Source organism: Streptomyces cylindrosporus (assembly GCF_022698165.1).
Lineage (GTDB): Bacteria > Actinomycetota > Actinomycetes > Streptomycetales > Streptomycetaceae > Streptomyces > Streptomyces cylindrosporus.
Window position 1 is genome coordinate 108,928 of the sequence record NZ_JALDAY010000003.1, and the last position, 11,080, is coordinate 120,007.

An 11,080-nucleotide genomic window follows, 5' to 3' on the forward strand; every position below is an offset into this window, starting at 1 on the left:
GGGGGCGCCCTGAGCGTGCGGCCGCGTGGTCAGGCGGGCTGTGTGGCGGTGACCTGTGCATAGAGGGCCACGCATGCCTCGCAGGGGCACGTCCTGACGGTCGGGCTGTCGCTCATGGAGGCGAGCCCGTCGCCGGGCTCGATGACCCGCTCCACAACGCGGCCCTTGCCGTCGAAGCTCGGGATCACCTCGGGCTCGGGAATGCTCCTGCTGCAGCCCCGCGAGCACCCTTTGCCGTAGTCGGCCGTGCAGCGGCCGAGGGTCTTCCCGGTGCCGTCCTGGGTGTGGTGGAGGTCGCTGTGCCCGCACTTGCAGCGGTGCCCGATGTAGGCCATCAGTTCTTTCCGATCTGGTAGGCGTCGGCCGCTTCGGCGGCCTGTTGAGCAAGGGCGCGTTCGGCGCAGAGCTTGTGCGCCGGCTTGTACTTCGAGTCGCGCATCTGGGTGGGCTCCTCGCAGTAGCGGCACGGCTTCGCGATCTGCGACCAGTGCGAGGAGTCCCGCCAGTCGAGGAGCGGCAGGACCAGGCCGTCGTCCTCGGGCTGCTCGGACGTCACGGCACAGCCGCCACGCGCCGGGCCGCGCGCCGGGCCGCGCGCCGGGCCGCGCGCCGGGCCGCCTGGCGCTCCCGTTGGACGGAGAGATGTGCGTCGTGCGCCTCCTGGCACGCCTGGTCGATCGGCTCGCCGTTGCGCACATGCCGGTCGTACGCCCCGCGCGTACCGCATGGAGCCAGCGGCTTCCCGCCGGTTCCCTTCTTGCCGCGCTGGCCCCGCGGGCGGCCGTTCACGAGTTCGCTGCGCTCGTCCTCGGTCAGTGCGCCGTACACGCCGTATCGCGAGTCGGTCTCGGCCTGGAGGGCCTCAGCGAGGCACTGCGAACGGACCTGGCACCTCCCGCAGATCGCCTTGGCCCGGGCGACTTTGGCCTTGTCCTGAGTGAAGAACAGGTTCAGGTCCTCGCCCCGGCAAGCGGCGTTCTCGGCCCAAGCGAGGCCGTTGGGCAGCGTGTCCGGGTGCTGGCGGAAGACCATCAGCGCTCCCCGTTGGTCGTCGGGATGGTGAAGTGGCCGGCCTCGCACCGATGGGTGTCGCCGGGATGCAGCACGACCGCGACGTCCCCGCCGCACGGCGGGCAGTAGCGGAAGGACTGCGGGGCGACCGCCCCGTGCGGCACGTCGACGAACGCGGGCAACTGTGGTCCGAGGAGGCTGTCGAGGGGGACCTCAATGCGCTCCGGGGCCGTGTTCGCGCGGCGGCCGCGGTGAGTGCCGGTCGGCGGCAGGACGCGATCGAGCAGCCGGTGGAGGGGGCTCATGCGCGGGCCTCCGATCCTTCGCGCAGAGCGCGCAGCTCGGCGGCCATGGCCTCGTTCGCGGCTTGGAGCGGCCGGAGTTGCTCGTCCAGGGCTCGGTGCGCCTGCTGGGCGAGGCCGAGTCGGTGGTGGAGGTCCGCCTCCCGGCGCCCCATCGCGATGGGGCCGGGGTCCTTGGCCTCCAGCTCCTTGCGCAGCCCGTCAACCTCGGTGGTGAGGCGGACGATCGAGCAACTCAGCTCTGCGGTGCCCTTGACCTCCGCCTCGTAACGGGCCTGGAGCGCGCGGTACGTACTGCGACGGACGAACATCACTCGTCACCGCCGTTGTGCAGCGCGACCGCGTGCTCCATGCCGGACCAGTTGTCGACGCCGGCAGCCTCCAGCGACGACAGCCACGCGTCCCGCTCACGCAGCTTCTTCAACTCGGCCGCCTCGCCCGACTCGACGGCCGCCGGCGATACGCCCGGCAGGGCCAGCGCGCCCGACTGCCACGCCTTCGCGACCGCCTCACGGCCCTCGGGCTTGAAGCGGAGCGAGTGGTTGCGTGAGCGGGTCGCCTTCACCTCGACGCCCGGCACGTCGTGCAGCTCGCCTGTCTCCTTGTCCACGACGCGGGCAACTCCGGCGGCCGTCATCTCGCCGAGCACCTTGTCGACGAACGCGGGCCGCACCTCGGCGACGAACCGTCGCTCGATCTCCCCGGGGAAGGCTTCCATCACCCACGACTGGAACGCCTCGGCGTCGGTGACCTTGGCCTCGGGCTTCGGGTCGGTGAGGGACAAAGTGGCGATCGACGTCCCGTCGGGCAGCTTGGCGACGATCTGCCGCGTACCTGTCTGCTCGTCGGCCTCGTCGAGTCCGCTCTGTGTCTGTGCTCGGATGGCCTTGAGCCGGTCGTTGACGACGTCGGCGAGGGCCTTCAGCGTGGCCTCTTCGAGGGCCAGTTCGCGGAGGTTGCTCATGCGGCGTTGCTCCCAGTCATGAGGTCACGGGCCTGCCGGAACTCGGCGACGGTTCCCTGCTCGATGGGGTGACCGAAGGCGGTCTGGAACTGCGCGGGCAGGCCTTCGGTGAAGTTGACGGCTCGGGCGGCCTCCCACATGGCGTCGAGGGCGCCCTGACGCTCGCCGGGCCCGGCCGTCGGCATGGCGCCCGGGCGCTGCTGCTGGGGCGGCGCTGCTGCGGTGGCCGTGTGCTGAGGCTCGGGCTCAGGTGGGGGCAACGCGCTGCCGGATGGCGTTGGTGCCGAGTCGGGCTCGGCCGCTCCCTCCGGCGTTTGCTCCGGACCGACGGGGGCGTCCTCGGATTCCTTCACGGGCTCACCCATGTACGCGAGCGACCGCATGACCACGGCGTTGCGCGAGCCGTCGTTGTACAGCGACAGTCCGAACTGGTCGCCCAGGTTGACCGCGCACCGCTTCAGGGCCTGGGACAGCGCGGTCTTCATCGCGAGGTCGTGCGCGTCGCCCACAGACGGCTGGTTGACCGCGTCGCCAGCGGCAGCGTCCTCGAACGTCGCGATGGTCTGTCCGGTGGTGGTCTTCACGGTGAGCCGGACCTGAGCCCGGTACACGATCGTCCACGCGGTGTAGGTCGGCCCGTACTCCTCGCCGGCCTTGTTCTTCTTCCGGTAGTTCGGGTTGCCGTGCTCATGCACCAGGTCCAGGGCCTGGGTCTCCACGGCGAAGCCCTCGAACCCGAAGATACGGATCAGCTGACGGCGCACGTCCCACGCTTCGAGGTGGGACATACCGCGGAGGTTGCGGACACGGTTGCCGTTGATCGGCTGGAGCAGGAACGAGACTTGCTGATCGGTCAGACGACCGGGTGCGGCGCTCAAGAGGTCGCTCCCTTCGCTCCGGCGACGCGGTGCCACTCCGCGAACTCGCGAGGGCTCATGCCGGGCTCGGAGCCGTCGACGGCGGTCTGCATGGCGGTGGCGGCGGTGTTGGCGAGGAGGGCGCGCACGAGAGCCTCGGTCCGGCACCGGTCGCCGGTCTCTTTCGCGCCGTCCTGGTCGTAGTCCGCGGCCACGGCGAGGAGTTCCTCGGCCTGTTCGTAGTGCTCGGGTCCGGTGGCCATCAGCGGCTGTCCTTCCGGGTGTTGAGGGTGTAGAAGCGGCGGTTTCCGTCGTGCAGCGTCAGGAATCCGGCGTGCGCGCGCTCGGAGAGGAACCGGCGGGCGTCGCCGCGGTACATGCCGCGGCCGTAGCGGGCGAGGTAGAGCCACACGACCCGCTGGGGCGACCACTCGCCGCTCCATGTGCGGATGGCGTGGTCGAGGACCTGGTCCCAGTCGTCCGGCCACTCGGGGGCCTTGCGCTTGGTCTCGGGAGTGGCGTCGCCGCTCTGCACGGTGCTCTTCTCCGCGAGGTCGCGCGGGGTCACGGTCGGGTCGCTCACGGGCGTACCTCCGGCATGTCCCGGCCGATCCGGTAGTCGTGGTGCAGCGGTGAGTCGTGCTGGTCCTCGACGGCCGCGCGCTGCCCGGCGAGGAGCTCGCGCAGCTTTCGCACCTGCGGAGTCGCGTCCTCGTCCGACGCGGGCCATCCGAAGTGCCCACCAGCGCCATCAGCCATGGCGTGGTCACCGTCGTGTCCGGCGGTGAGATCGCACCGGCGGCCGTAGGGGCTCTCGTTCCGGCAGAACCCCGCCGGAACGACGGCCCTGTTGGTCAGCGCGAACGCGATGGGGTCCTCGTCGACCGGGCGGTCCCTCACGGACAGCTGCTGCTCCAGCTCGGCGACCCGAGCGGTGGCACCACCCAAGTCCGACTCCAGGGCGGCGATCTGGTCGCACGCTTCCCGCAGCGACGCCCTCAGTCGCTCGGCCTCCTGCTCGGCGTCCTCGCGTCCGGCGCGGGCGTCGTCCCGCCGAAGGCGCGTGTCGTACAGGACGCTCCGCAGGCCGATGGCGATCTCGTACAGCGCCTGCTCCGTACCGCAGTTGAATCCACGCTGAGGGCGGTCGGCGTACTGCTCCAGCCGGGTCTCCGGCGTCGACTTCGGCCCGCTCGGCGCCCGGTCCGCGTCCGTGAGCCGGGCCAGCAGCTGCGCGTGCTCGGCGGCCGTCTCCGGTGACTGGAGCAGCTGCGCCGACTCCAGCGCGAACGCGGCCTGCGACGCCAGGTCGTACGACGGGCCGTGCAGCCACGCGGCCTCGATCACCTTCTTCGCCTTCAAGGCGAGCGGCGAGATCGTCATGCCGACACCGCCGCGTTCCCATCAGCGGTGAGCAGGGTCCACGCGACCACGCGCACGCCGTCGACGTTGTCCCGCGTGGCTTCGATGTAGACGGAATCGGCCCGGTCCTCCCGGGTCTCGGTCAGCATCTGGTCGTCCCGGAACTGCCTCAGCCCCGGCACGTCCATGTGGAAGTAGAAGCGCAGCACCGGGGCGTCCGGCGTCCACGGGTGCACGATGACGTCGAAGTTCGTGGGGAGCTTGGCCGTCTCGCTCAGGATCTGCTCGGCCAGTGACAGCGCCCTGAAGTAGTTCTGACGCTGGACGCTCACGCCGTTCTCGGCGGGAGCCTGGGTAACCTCTGTGGTCACGGTGACCTCTGCTTTCTTGGTGGTGGAGGCGCCGAGTCGTGGGGTCGCCGGGCCTGCAAGCGGGCGGCCCTTCGGCGCGTTTCGGGGGGAGGGATCAGGCGCCCAGCGGGCGGTCCCTGCGGCACTTCCGGCACTGCATCCGGTGCTTCGGATTCCGGTGCTCGCAGGTCGGACACACCCAGCCGAGGAGTCCTCGGATCCGAGCCCGCATCAGGCCGCTTCCAGCAGCCGGACCAGCGCCGCCGTGACGACGCGGTGCCGACCGTCGAGCGGCAGGACCTTCACGGGCGACTCGCCCCGCTTGATCAGGGCGTGCAGGTGGCTCTTGGAGATGCCGAGCGCGGTGGCGGCCTTCGGCACGCTGACCGTGGCCGGCCACCTGCGGACCTCATCGAGCGTGGGGACGTCTTCCTCGGCCATCAGACCGCACCTGCCTCTTCGTCTTCGTTCGGTTCCGGAGGCATCAGGTCGGCGATCTCGCACTGGAGGGCCTTGGACAGTCGCTTGAGGACTCGGGGCGAGGCTCCGCGATCTCCTCGTTCGAGCCACGTCACGTACGACGGATGGATCCCGGCCGCCATGGCCAGTTCCTTCTTGTTCAGGCCCGCCTCGATCCGCCGCCGTCTGAGGCGCTTCGGGTCTTGAGTGGGTGGTGACATGACTCAAGAGTAGATGAAAGTAGAAGACAGTCAAGCCACAAGTAGCGAGAAGTAGAAACCCGTTTGTGAAGGAGTTGTGCGGTGGGGTTCTCGGCTTGGGGGCAAGCGCCTACACCTGGGAGAGTTGACGGAAGTTGACGAAAGTCGACAAGAGTAGGAGGACGTAGTCATGGGCTCGCCCGAGCACGGCACCCCCCAGCCGCCGCCCGAGGCAGACCTCATCCGTCTGGCCCGACAGGCACGCGGCCTCAGCCCCGAAGAAGCCGCAGAGCAAACCCCCGTACGGATCAAGGGGTTCCGCTGGCGACAGATCGAGAAGGGCTTCAGAGGCAAGGTCGGCGAGTCCGACCGTGTAGCGGCGCCCGCCAGGACGCTGGCGCACATGGCCTACACGGTCGGCGTCACTCCCGACAGGCTCACGGAGGCCGGCCGCGACGACGCGGCGAACATCCTTCGCGAGATCCAGATCCAGAGGGCCGGCGCTGCAGCGAGCCTCCCGGATCCGCTCGCTCAACTGGGCGCCGAGCGGCAGCGCATCATCCTCGAAATGCTCCAGCAGCTTCCGGCGCGCGACCGCGGTCCCGCGTTGCGAAGGCTGGCGGAGCGTGTCGAGGCCGGCGCACTGGAGGACGCCGGGGCGGCAGTACTCCCCGTAGCCCATCCCGTACAGGAGAACCCTCCGCGCACGGGCTGAAAGTAACGTTTCGGCCACGAAACGTGTTTACTTGTGCACCCTGAGTCAACTTCTGTCGCATCGTGTGTACCCCGCACAGAAGCGCCGACCTGTGCGGAGACCGAGACCAACCGTGCACAGGGGAAGAGAATGATCTACGTCATTCTCGCGGCTGGGCTCAGCACCAACTTCATCATCGTTGCGCTGCTTTTCCGGCGGGAGAGGCAACTCTCCCGGCAGCTCAGTGACATGCGTGCCGAGCGCAACAGCGAATGGATACTGCACGCCCTCAAGGGCGTACCGGAGGAACCAAACCTCGCGGCCCCGGCCGCGGACGGAACAGGACTGGAGACTCAGCCTCAGCCCGTACGACGCAAGCGGCACTTGGGCCTCTACATCGGAGGCCTCAGCGGCATCGCCGCGGCCGTCACCGACACGACGCGCCATGCTTGGCGGACACACCGCCCCCAGCTGATCGCAAGTGCCGCCGCGGCCACCCTCGTCGTAGCAACCGCCATCGTCCTGATCATCGTTGAGCGACAGGCGGACGACGAGCAGCAGCCACCGTCCTCCGCACCGACGGTGACCTACACGGTGACCCGCTCCACCAGCTCCACACCAGCGCCAGCCCACCCGCCCGTCGCCAGCCCATCGGCGACCGCCGGACCGTCGGCCAGCGCCAGCCCCACGACGTTTCCGCCCGCCGGCGCCTTACCCACCTCGAACGGGGGTGCCTCGGGGCCACCCCTCGAAACCGAGCACCAGCCGCCCGGTACGGCATCATCGGGAGACGCCGAGCCGAGCCCGCCCCCCAGCAGCGCGCCTCCGCCATCGAACAGCGCCACCCCGTCCTCACCACCCTCCACCTCCCCAGCCCTGTGCCTCAGGCTCGCCGTGTTGCCGCTCCTGAACCTCGCGGTCTGCCTCGCGGGAGGTGGTTGACCCTCACCACCAGAGAGAAGGAGCCAGTGCCCGAGATCAAGAAGGTGATCCTAAAAGGCGGCAAGACCAGATACCGCACGGTGGTCGACATCGGCTACGAGCCGAAGAAGGACGCTTTCGGTAACCCGGTCGTCGACGAGGCGACCGGGAAACCGGTGCTGAAGCGCAAACAGCTGACGATCACCAAGGACAAGAAGACGGAGGTACAGGACGAACTAGACCGCATCCGCGGCCAGATGGTCACCGGCACATTCATCGCACCCAGCGATGTCACGGTCGCCGAGTGGATCGACACCTGGCTCGACCTCAAGGCGCGCGACGTCGAGGAGACCACGCTCGACACCTATCGGAAGCTGTTCATCCACACGCGCGAGAAGCTCGGCCACGTCCGGCTCCAGGCGCTCACCGAGGACGACGTCCAGGCTTTCATCGACAGCCTCATCGTCTCCGGGCGTCGTCGGGCAGGAAAGGCGGGGACCGGGCTCGCCGTGTCCACGGTGGATGCGATCCTGGCCCGGCTTAGGGAGTGCCTGTCGCGCGCGGTGGTGCGGAAGCTGATCGCAGCCAACCCCGCTCAGTTCGTCAAGATCTCCCACCAGGCGAAGAAGCGGGACCGCAAGGAGCGCCGGCGGGCGAAGCCGTGGAACGTGGCCGAGGTGCAGGCCTTCATCAGGGGCATCGAGGGCGACCGGCTCTACGCGCCGATGCTGCTCAGCCTGATGGGCCTGCGACCGGCCGAGGTGTGCGGCCTGCGGTGGTCGGATATCGACCTGAAGCTCGGCACCCTGGAGACCGCCAACACGCGCACGATGATCAGAAACCACACGGTGGTGGAGAAGGATACGAAGACGGAGGCGGGCGACCGGGCGCTGCCGCTGCCGACCAAGGGAGCTGAGGCCCTGAAGAAGTTCCGGGCGAGGCAGGCGGCCGAGAAGCTGGCGGCGGGCGAGGCCTACACGGATTCCGGCTATGTGATCGTGGATGCCCTCGGCGAGCCGCTCAACACACGGCAGCTGCGCGAGCACGCCTACCGGCTGATGAGCCAGCTCGGCATACGCAGAGTGCGCCTGTACGACGCCCGGCACTCGTGCCTCACCTACCTGGCGGTGTCCGGGGTGCCGGACGTGGTCCTCGCCCGGTGGGCAGGCCACACGAACGCGTCCTTCACCAAGGCCAAGTACGTCCACCCGGACGTGGAGGACCTGCGGCCGGCAGCGGCAGCGTGGGATTCCTTCCATAGCGCCGACTCGGATGGTGTGTGAGATTTTGTGAGAAGAGAGGGCATCTTGATCAGCCGATATGGCCTCTCACCTGGCCAAGTTCACCAGACCGTAGGATCCCCCGTATATCCTGCCCGGGATCACGCAGCCGCAGGTTCGACCCGGGAGGCAGCCGCATGTCCGAGCGACGCGCCCGTCCGGCCGCGAAGAGCGCCATGAGATCGGTCTGGCGCCGAGCCCTCACTCCCCCGCAGCCGCCCACGTCCGACACCGCCCCGAAGCCGGCCGAGCCGGCGTCCGCCGAGCCCGCCGAGGTGGCCAGCGTCGTGCAGGCCGCCCTGTACAGCGACGGCGTCCGCGTGTCCTCCCCGGCGACGCTCACGGAGACCTTCCGGGAGCTGCGCGAGACGCCGTCCGGCATGGCCTGGATCGGCCTCGCGCGACCCACCGAGAGCGAACTCCTCTCCCTGGCCGCCGAGTTCGACCTCCATCCGCTGGCGGTCGAGGACGCGATGGAGGCCCATCAGCGCCCGAAGCTGGAGCGTTACGGCGAGACGCTCTTCGTCGTCCTGCGCGCGGCCCGCTACCTGGACGCCCCGGAGGAGGTCGACTTCGGCGAGCTGCACGTGTTCGTCGGCCCCGACTTCGTGATCACGGTCCGGCACGGCGCGGCCCCCGACCTCTCCGCGGTCCGCCGCCGTATGGAGGAGACGCCGGAGCTGTTGAAGCTGGGCCCGGAGGCGGTGCTGTACGCGATCCTCGACGCGGTGGTCGACGGGTACGCGCCGGTGGTGGCCGGGGTCCAGAACGACATCGACGAGATCGAGACGGAGGTCTTCCGCGGCGACCCTGCGGTGTCCCGCCGTATCTACGAACTCTCCCGGGAAATGGTCGAGTTCCAGCGCGCGACCCGCCCCCTGGTCGGCATGCTGCACGGCCTGATCGCCGGTTTCTCCAAGTACGGCACGGACGAGGAACTCCAGCGCTACCTGCGCGACGTCGCCGACCACGTCACCCACACCAGCGAGCGCGTCGACGGCTTCCGGCAGGCCCTGACCGACATCCTCACGGTGAACGCGACCCTCGTCACGCAGCAACAGAACGCGGAGATGCGGGCGTTGGCGGAGGCGGGGTTCGAACAGAACGAGGAGATCAAGCGCATCTCGTCCTGGGCGGCGATCCTCTTCGCCCCGACGCTGGTCGGGACGATCTACGGCATGAACTTCGACCACATGCCGGAGCTGCACTGGCTGCTCGGCTACCCTTTCGCGGTACTCCTGATGGCCGCCATCTGCGGCAGCCTGTACATCATCTTCAAACGCAAGGACTGGCTCTGAGCGACGAGCAACTCGACTCCCTCCGCACGGTGTTGACGCGGAACGACGTGCTGATGGAGGTACTGACCCGGACCGCCGCGCTGGACCTGCCCGGCTGGTACGTGACGGCGGGGTGCCTCTTCCAGACGGTGTGGAACGTGGTCACCGGCCGGCCGCCGACCCACGGCATCAAGGACTACGACGTCTTCTACTTCGACGCCGGCGACCTGTCCTGGGAGGCGGAGGACGCGGTGATCAGGGCCGGGCGGGAGGTGTTCGCCGGGCTGGCGGCCGAGGTCGAGGTGCGCAACGAGGCGCGGGTTCACCTCTGGTACGAGGAGAAGTTCGGGGTGCCGTGCCCGCCGTACGAGTCGTGCGAGGCGGCGATCGACAGCTTCGTCGCGACGACCTGCTGTCTGGGTGTCCGTCTGGAGAGCGACGGCCGCTGGCGGGTGTACGCGCCGCACGGGCTGTCGGACGTGTTCAACCTCGTCGTCCGGCCCAATCCCGTGCTCGCGCCGCGGTCGGTGTACGAGGCGAAGACGGCGCGATGGCGACGGGAGTGGCCGGAGCTGACCGTGCTGGAGTGGCCGTCCGGCGCGGCGTGAACTCCCTGAACTCCGCCGCGCCGTCAGGGCGTTGGGATACCCGCAGGGCGGGCCGGGCGGCCGAAGCGGGCCGGGACTCCCGGTGAGTACAGGACGCTGACCGGGGCGCCGGAGGGGGCGGGGAGGCCGGCCGCTGCCACCAAGTCCTCGTCGCATTCGAGGAGTTCGGCCCGGTGCAGGGACCAGCGCGGGTGGGCGTTGGGGAGGTACAGGCGACGGCCGAAGAACATGCCGTGCATGCCCCAGCGGGCGGTGAGGAAGTGCTCCAACTCCGTTGGCCGCGCGACCCGTTCACCGACCTTCACGGCGATACGGCTGTGCGCGCCCCGTGGGCCGGGCCAGCGCCGCGAGCTCGTGTACGTGACCGTGTCGCCGTCGGTGCGCACGCTCATGCGGGACCACAGGTACGGCATCCCGAAGCCGAGCCGGCCCACGGCCACCGGGATCAGCCGCGAGGCGTCCAGTGACCGGAAGACCACGCCCCGCCGTCCCTGCTCGTCCACCGAGTACAGGCGCACGTTCGTCTCCGGGAAGGTCCCCAGGTAGGGCACGCCCGGCAGCCGCAGCCAGCCGACGCGGTGCATCCGGAAGGCGACCAGGCCGACGTAGGTGACGCCGTCCAGGGTGTCCGGGACCGTACCGGGCGGCAGCAGCCCGGCCACGTCGGCCGGGTCCGCGGCCCAGTGCAGGAACGCGAGGTCGAGCCAGGACTGGGTGAGCAGGGGGCGCGGGATGGCCGTGGGCGCGTCGGCGGTGATCGGCTCCGGGAACGACGGCGTGCTGTGCGGCGACATG

The 11,080-nt window shown here is 69.6% G+C and carries 19 protein-coding genes; 5 read left to right on the top strand and 14 right to left on the bottom strand.

Annotated elements, in window-relative coordinates; translation table 11 throughout:
- Positions 1–29: 29 nt before the first annotated feature.
- From MQP27_RS09925 to MQP27_RS09985, 13 genes are all read right to left on the bottom strand, one after another.
- Positions 30–335, bottom strand: a complete 306-nt coding sequence (locus MQP27_RS09925; protein WP_242763993.1) for a hypothetical protein — start codon at positions 333–335, stop codon at positions 30–32.
- Positions 335–556 (bottom strand): hypothetical protein, encoded by a 222-nt coding sequence (locus MQP27_RS09930; RefSeq protein WP_242763996.1) that lies wholly within the window; start codon positions 554–556, stop codon positions 335–337. Before MQP27_RS09930 ends, MQP27_RS09925 begins: the two co-directional genes overlap by 1 nt.
- A complete protein-coding gene (locus MQP27_RS09935; RefSeq protein ID WP_242763998.1) occupies positions 553–1,032 on the bottom strand; it encodes a WhiB family transcriptional regulator in 480 nt (159 codons plus the stop codon). Before MQP27_RS09935 ends, MQP27_RS09930 begins: the two co-directional genes overlap by 4 nt.
- Positions 1,032–1,316: a hypothetical protein gene (locus MQP27_RS09940; RefSeq protein WP_242764000.1), complete on the bottom strand. Its 285-nt coding sequence runs from the start codon at positions 1,314–1,316 to the stop codon at positions 1,032–1,034. Before MQP27_RS09940 ends, MQP27_RS09935 begins: the two co-directional genes overlap by 1 nt.
- Positions 1,313–1,624 carry a hypothetical protein gene (locus MQP27_RS09945; RefSeq protein WP_242764002.1) on the bottom strand — a complete coding sequence of 104 codons (312 nt, stop codon included), beginning with the start codon at positions 1,622–1,624 and terminating at the stop codon, positions 1,313–1,315. The genes MQP27_RS09940 and MQP27_RS09945 overlap by 4 nt, the downstream gene beginning before the upstream one ends.
- Positions 1,624–2,277 (bottom strand): hypothetical protein, encoded by a 654-nt coding sequence (locus tag MQP27_RS09950; protein ID WP_242764004.1) that lies wholly within the window; start codon positions 2,275–2,277, stop codon positions 1,624–1,626. Before MQP27_RS09950 ends, MQP27_RS09945 begins: the two co-directional genes overlap by 1 nt.
- Positions 2,274–3,155, bottom strand: a complete 882-nt coding sequence (locus MQP27_RS09955) for a Rad52/Rad22 family DNA repair protein (protein ID WP_242764006.1) — start codon at positions 3,153–3,155, stop codon at positions 2,274–2,276. The genes MQP27_RS09950 and MQP27_RS09955 overlap by 4 nt, the downstream gene beginning before the upstream one ends.
- Positions 3,152–3,397, bottom strand: a complete 246-nt coding sequence (locus MQP27_RS09960; RefSeq protein ID WP_242764008.1) for a hypothetical protein — start codon at positions 3,395–3,397, stop codon at positions 3,152–3,154. The genes MQP27_RS09955 and MQP27_RS09960 overlap by 4 nt, the downstream gene beginning before the upstream one ends.
- Positions 3,397–3,717 (bottom strand): hypothetical protein, encoded by a 321-nt coding sequence (locus MQP27_RS09965; RefSeq protein WP_242764010.1) that lies wholly within the window; start codon positions 3,715–3,717, stop codon positions 3,397–3,399. The genes MQP27_RS09960 and MQP27_RS09965 overlap by 1 nt, the downstream gene beginning before the upstream one ends.
- Positions 3,714–4,517: a hypothetical protein gene (locus MQP27_RS09970; RefSeq protein WP_242764012.1), complete on the bottom strand. Its 804-nt coding sequence runs from the start codon at positions 4,515–4,517 to the stop codon at positions 3,714–3,716. Before MQP27_RS09970 ends, MQP27_RS09965 begins: the two co-directional genes overlap by 4 nt.
- Positions 4,514–4,867, bottom strand: a complete 354-nt coding sequence (locus tag MQP27_RS09975) for a hypothetical protein (protein WP_242764014.1) — start codon at positions 4,865–4,867, stop codon at positions 4,514–4,516. The genes MQP27_RS09970 and MQP27_RS09975 overlap by 4 nt, the downstream gene beginning before the upstream one ends.
- Positions 4,868–5,077: 210 nt before the next feature.
- Positions 5,078–5,287 carry a helix-turn-helix domain-containing protein gene (locus MQP27_RS09980; protein ID WP_242764016.1) on the bottom strand — a complete coding sequence of 70 codons (210 nt, stop codon included), beginning with the start codon at positions 5,285–5,287 and terminating at the stop codon, positions 5,078–5,080.
- Entirely contained in the window at positions 5,287–5,526 is a 240-nt protein-coding gene (locus MQP27_RS09985) for a helix-turn-helix domain-containing protein (RefSeq protein WP_242764018.1), read from the bottom strand. Before MQP27_RS09985 ends, MQP27_RS09980 begins: the two co-directional genes overlap by 1 nt.
- Positions 5,527–5,695: 169 nt before the next feature.
- Here MQP27_RS09985 and MQP27_RS09990 point away from each other — a divergent pair, with 169 nt between their 5' ends.
- From MQP27_RS09990 to MQP27_RS10010, 5 genes are all read left to right on the top strand, one after another.
- On the top strand, positions 5,696–6,220 hold the full coding sequence (locus tag MQP27_RS09990; RefSeq protein WP_242764020.1) for a hypothetical protein: 525 nt from the start codon (positions 5,696–5,698) through the stop codon (positions 6,218–6,220).
- A gap of 129 nt (positions 6,221–6,349) precedes the next feature.
- Positions 6,350–7,141, top strand: a complete 792-nt coding sequence (locus tag MQP27_RS09995; protein ID WP_242764022.1) for a hypothetical protein — start codon at positions 6,350–6,352, stop codon at positions 7,139–7,141.
- Positions 7,142–7,167: 26 nt separating this feature from the next.
- Positions 7,168–8,403 (top strand): site-specific integrase, encoded by a 1,236-nt coding sequence (locus tag MQP27_RS10000; protein WP_242764024.1) that lies wholly within the window; start codon positions 7,168–7,170, stop codon positions 8,401–8,403.
- Between the two features lie 134 nt (positions 8,404–8,537).
- Positions 8,538–9,698 carry a magnesium and cobalt transport protein CorA gene (locus MQP27_RS10005; RefSeq protein WP_242764026.1) on the top strand — a complete coding sequence of 387 codons (1,161 nt, stop codon included), beginning with the start codon at positions 8,538–8,540 and terminating at the stop codon, positions 9,696–9,698.
- Positions 9,653–10,285, top strand: a complete 633-nt coding sequence (locus MQP27_RS10010) for a nucleotidyltransferase family protein (protein WP_372511171.1) — start codon at positions 9,653–9,655, stop codon at positions 10,283–10,285. Before MQP27_RS10005 ends, MQP27_RS10010 begins: the two co-directional genes overlap by 46 nt.
- A 23-nt stretch (positions 10,286–10,308) precedes the next feature.
- Here the strand turns inward: MQP27_RS10010 and MQP27_RS10015 are convergent, their stop codons facing one another.
- Positions 10,309–11,079, bottom strand: a complete 771-nt coding sequence (locus MQP27_RS10015; RefSeq protein WP_242764028.1) for a YqjF family protein — start codon at positions 11,077–11,079, stop codon at positions 10,309–10,311.
- Position 11,080 lies beyond the last annotated feature (1 nt).

What these genes read in the sequence shown, in the direction of transcription:
- MQP27_RS09950 (WP_242764004.1), bottom strand. Translation starts at nt 2,277, where the DNA reads ATGAGCAACCTCCGCGAACTGGCCCTCGAAGAGGCCACGCTGAAGGCC.
- MQP27_RS09925 (WP_242763993.1), bottom strand. Translation starts at nt 335, where the DNA reads ATGGCCTACATCGGGCACCGCTGCAAGTGCGGGCACAGCGACCTCCAC.
- MQP27_RS09935 (WP_242763998.1), bottom strand. Translation starts at nt 1,032, where the DNA reads ATGGTCTTCCGCCAGCACCCGGACACGCTGCCCAACGGCCTCGCTTGG.
- MQP27_RS09970 (WP_242764012.1), bottom strand. Translation starts at nt 4,517, where the DNA reads ATGACGATCTCGCCGCTCGCCTTGAAGGCGAAGAAGGTGATCGAGGCC.
- MQP27_RS10005 (WP_242764026.1), top strand. Translation starts at nt 8,538, where the DNA reads ATGTCCGAGCGACGCGCCCGTCCGGCCGCGAAGAGCGCCATGAGATCG.
- MQP27_RS09945 (WP_242764002.1), bottom strand. Translation starts at nt 1,624, where the DNA reads ATGTTCGTCCGTCGCAGTACGTACCGCGCGCTCCAGGCCCGTTACGAG.
- MQP27_RS09980 (WP_242764016.1), bottom strand. Translation starts at nt 5,287, where the DNA reads ATGGCCGAGGAAGACGTCCCCACGCTCGATGAGGTCCGCAGGTGGCCG.
- MQP27_RS09940 (WP_242764000.1), bottom strand. Translation starts at nt 1,316, where the DNA reads ATGAGCCCCCTCCACCGGCTGCTCGATCGCGTCCTGCCGCCGACCGGC.
- MQP27_RS09990 (WP_242764020.1), top strand. Translation starts at nt 5,696, where the DNA reads ATGGGCTCGCCCGAGCACGGCACCCCCCAGCCGCCGCCCGAGGCAGAC.
- MQP27_RS09960 (WP_242764008.1), bottom strand. Translation starts at nt 3,397, where the DNA reads ATGGCCACCGGACCCGAGCACTACGAACAGGCCGAGGAACTCCTCGCC.
- MQP27_RS10015 (WP_242764028.1), bottom strand. Translation starts at nt 11,079, where the DNA reads ATGTCGCCGCACAGCACGCCGTCGTTCCCGGAGCCGATCACCGCCGAC.
- MQP27_RS09985 (WP_242764018.1), bottom strand. Translation starts at nt 5,526, where the DNA reads ATGTCACCACCCACTCAAGACCCGAAGCGCCTCAGACGGCGGCGGATC.
- MQP27_RS09995 (WP_242764022.1), top strand. Translation starts at nt 6,350, where the DNA reads ATGATCTACGTCATTCTCGCGGCTGGGCTCAGCACCAACTTCATCATC.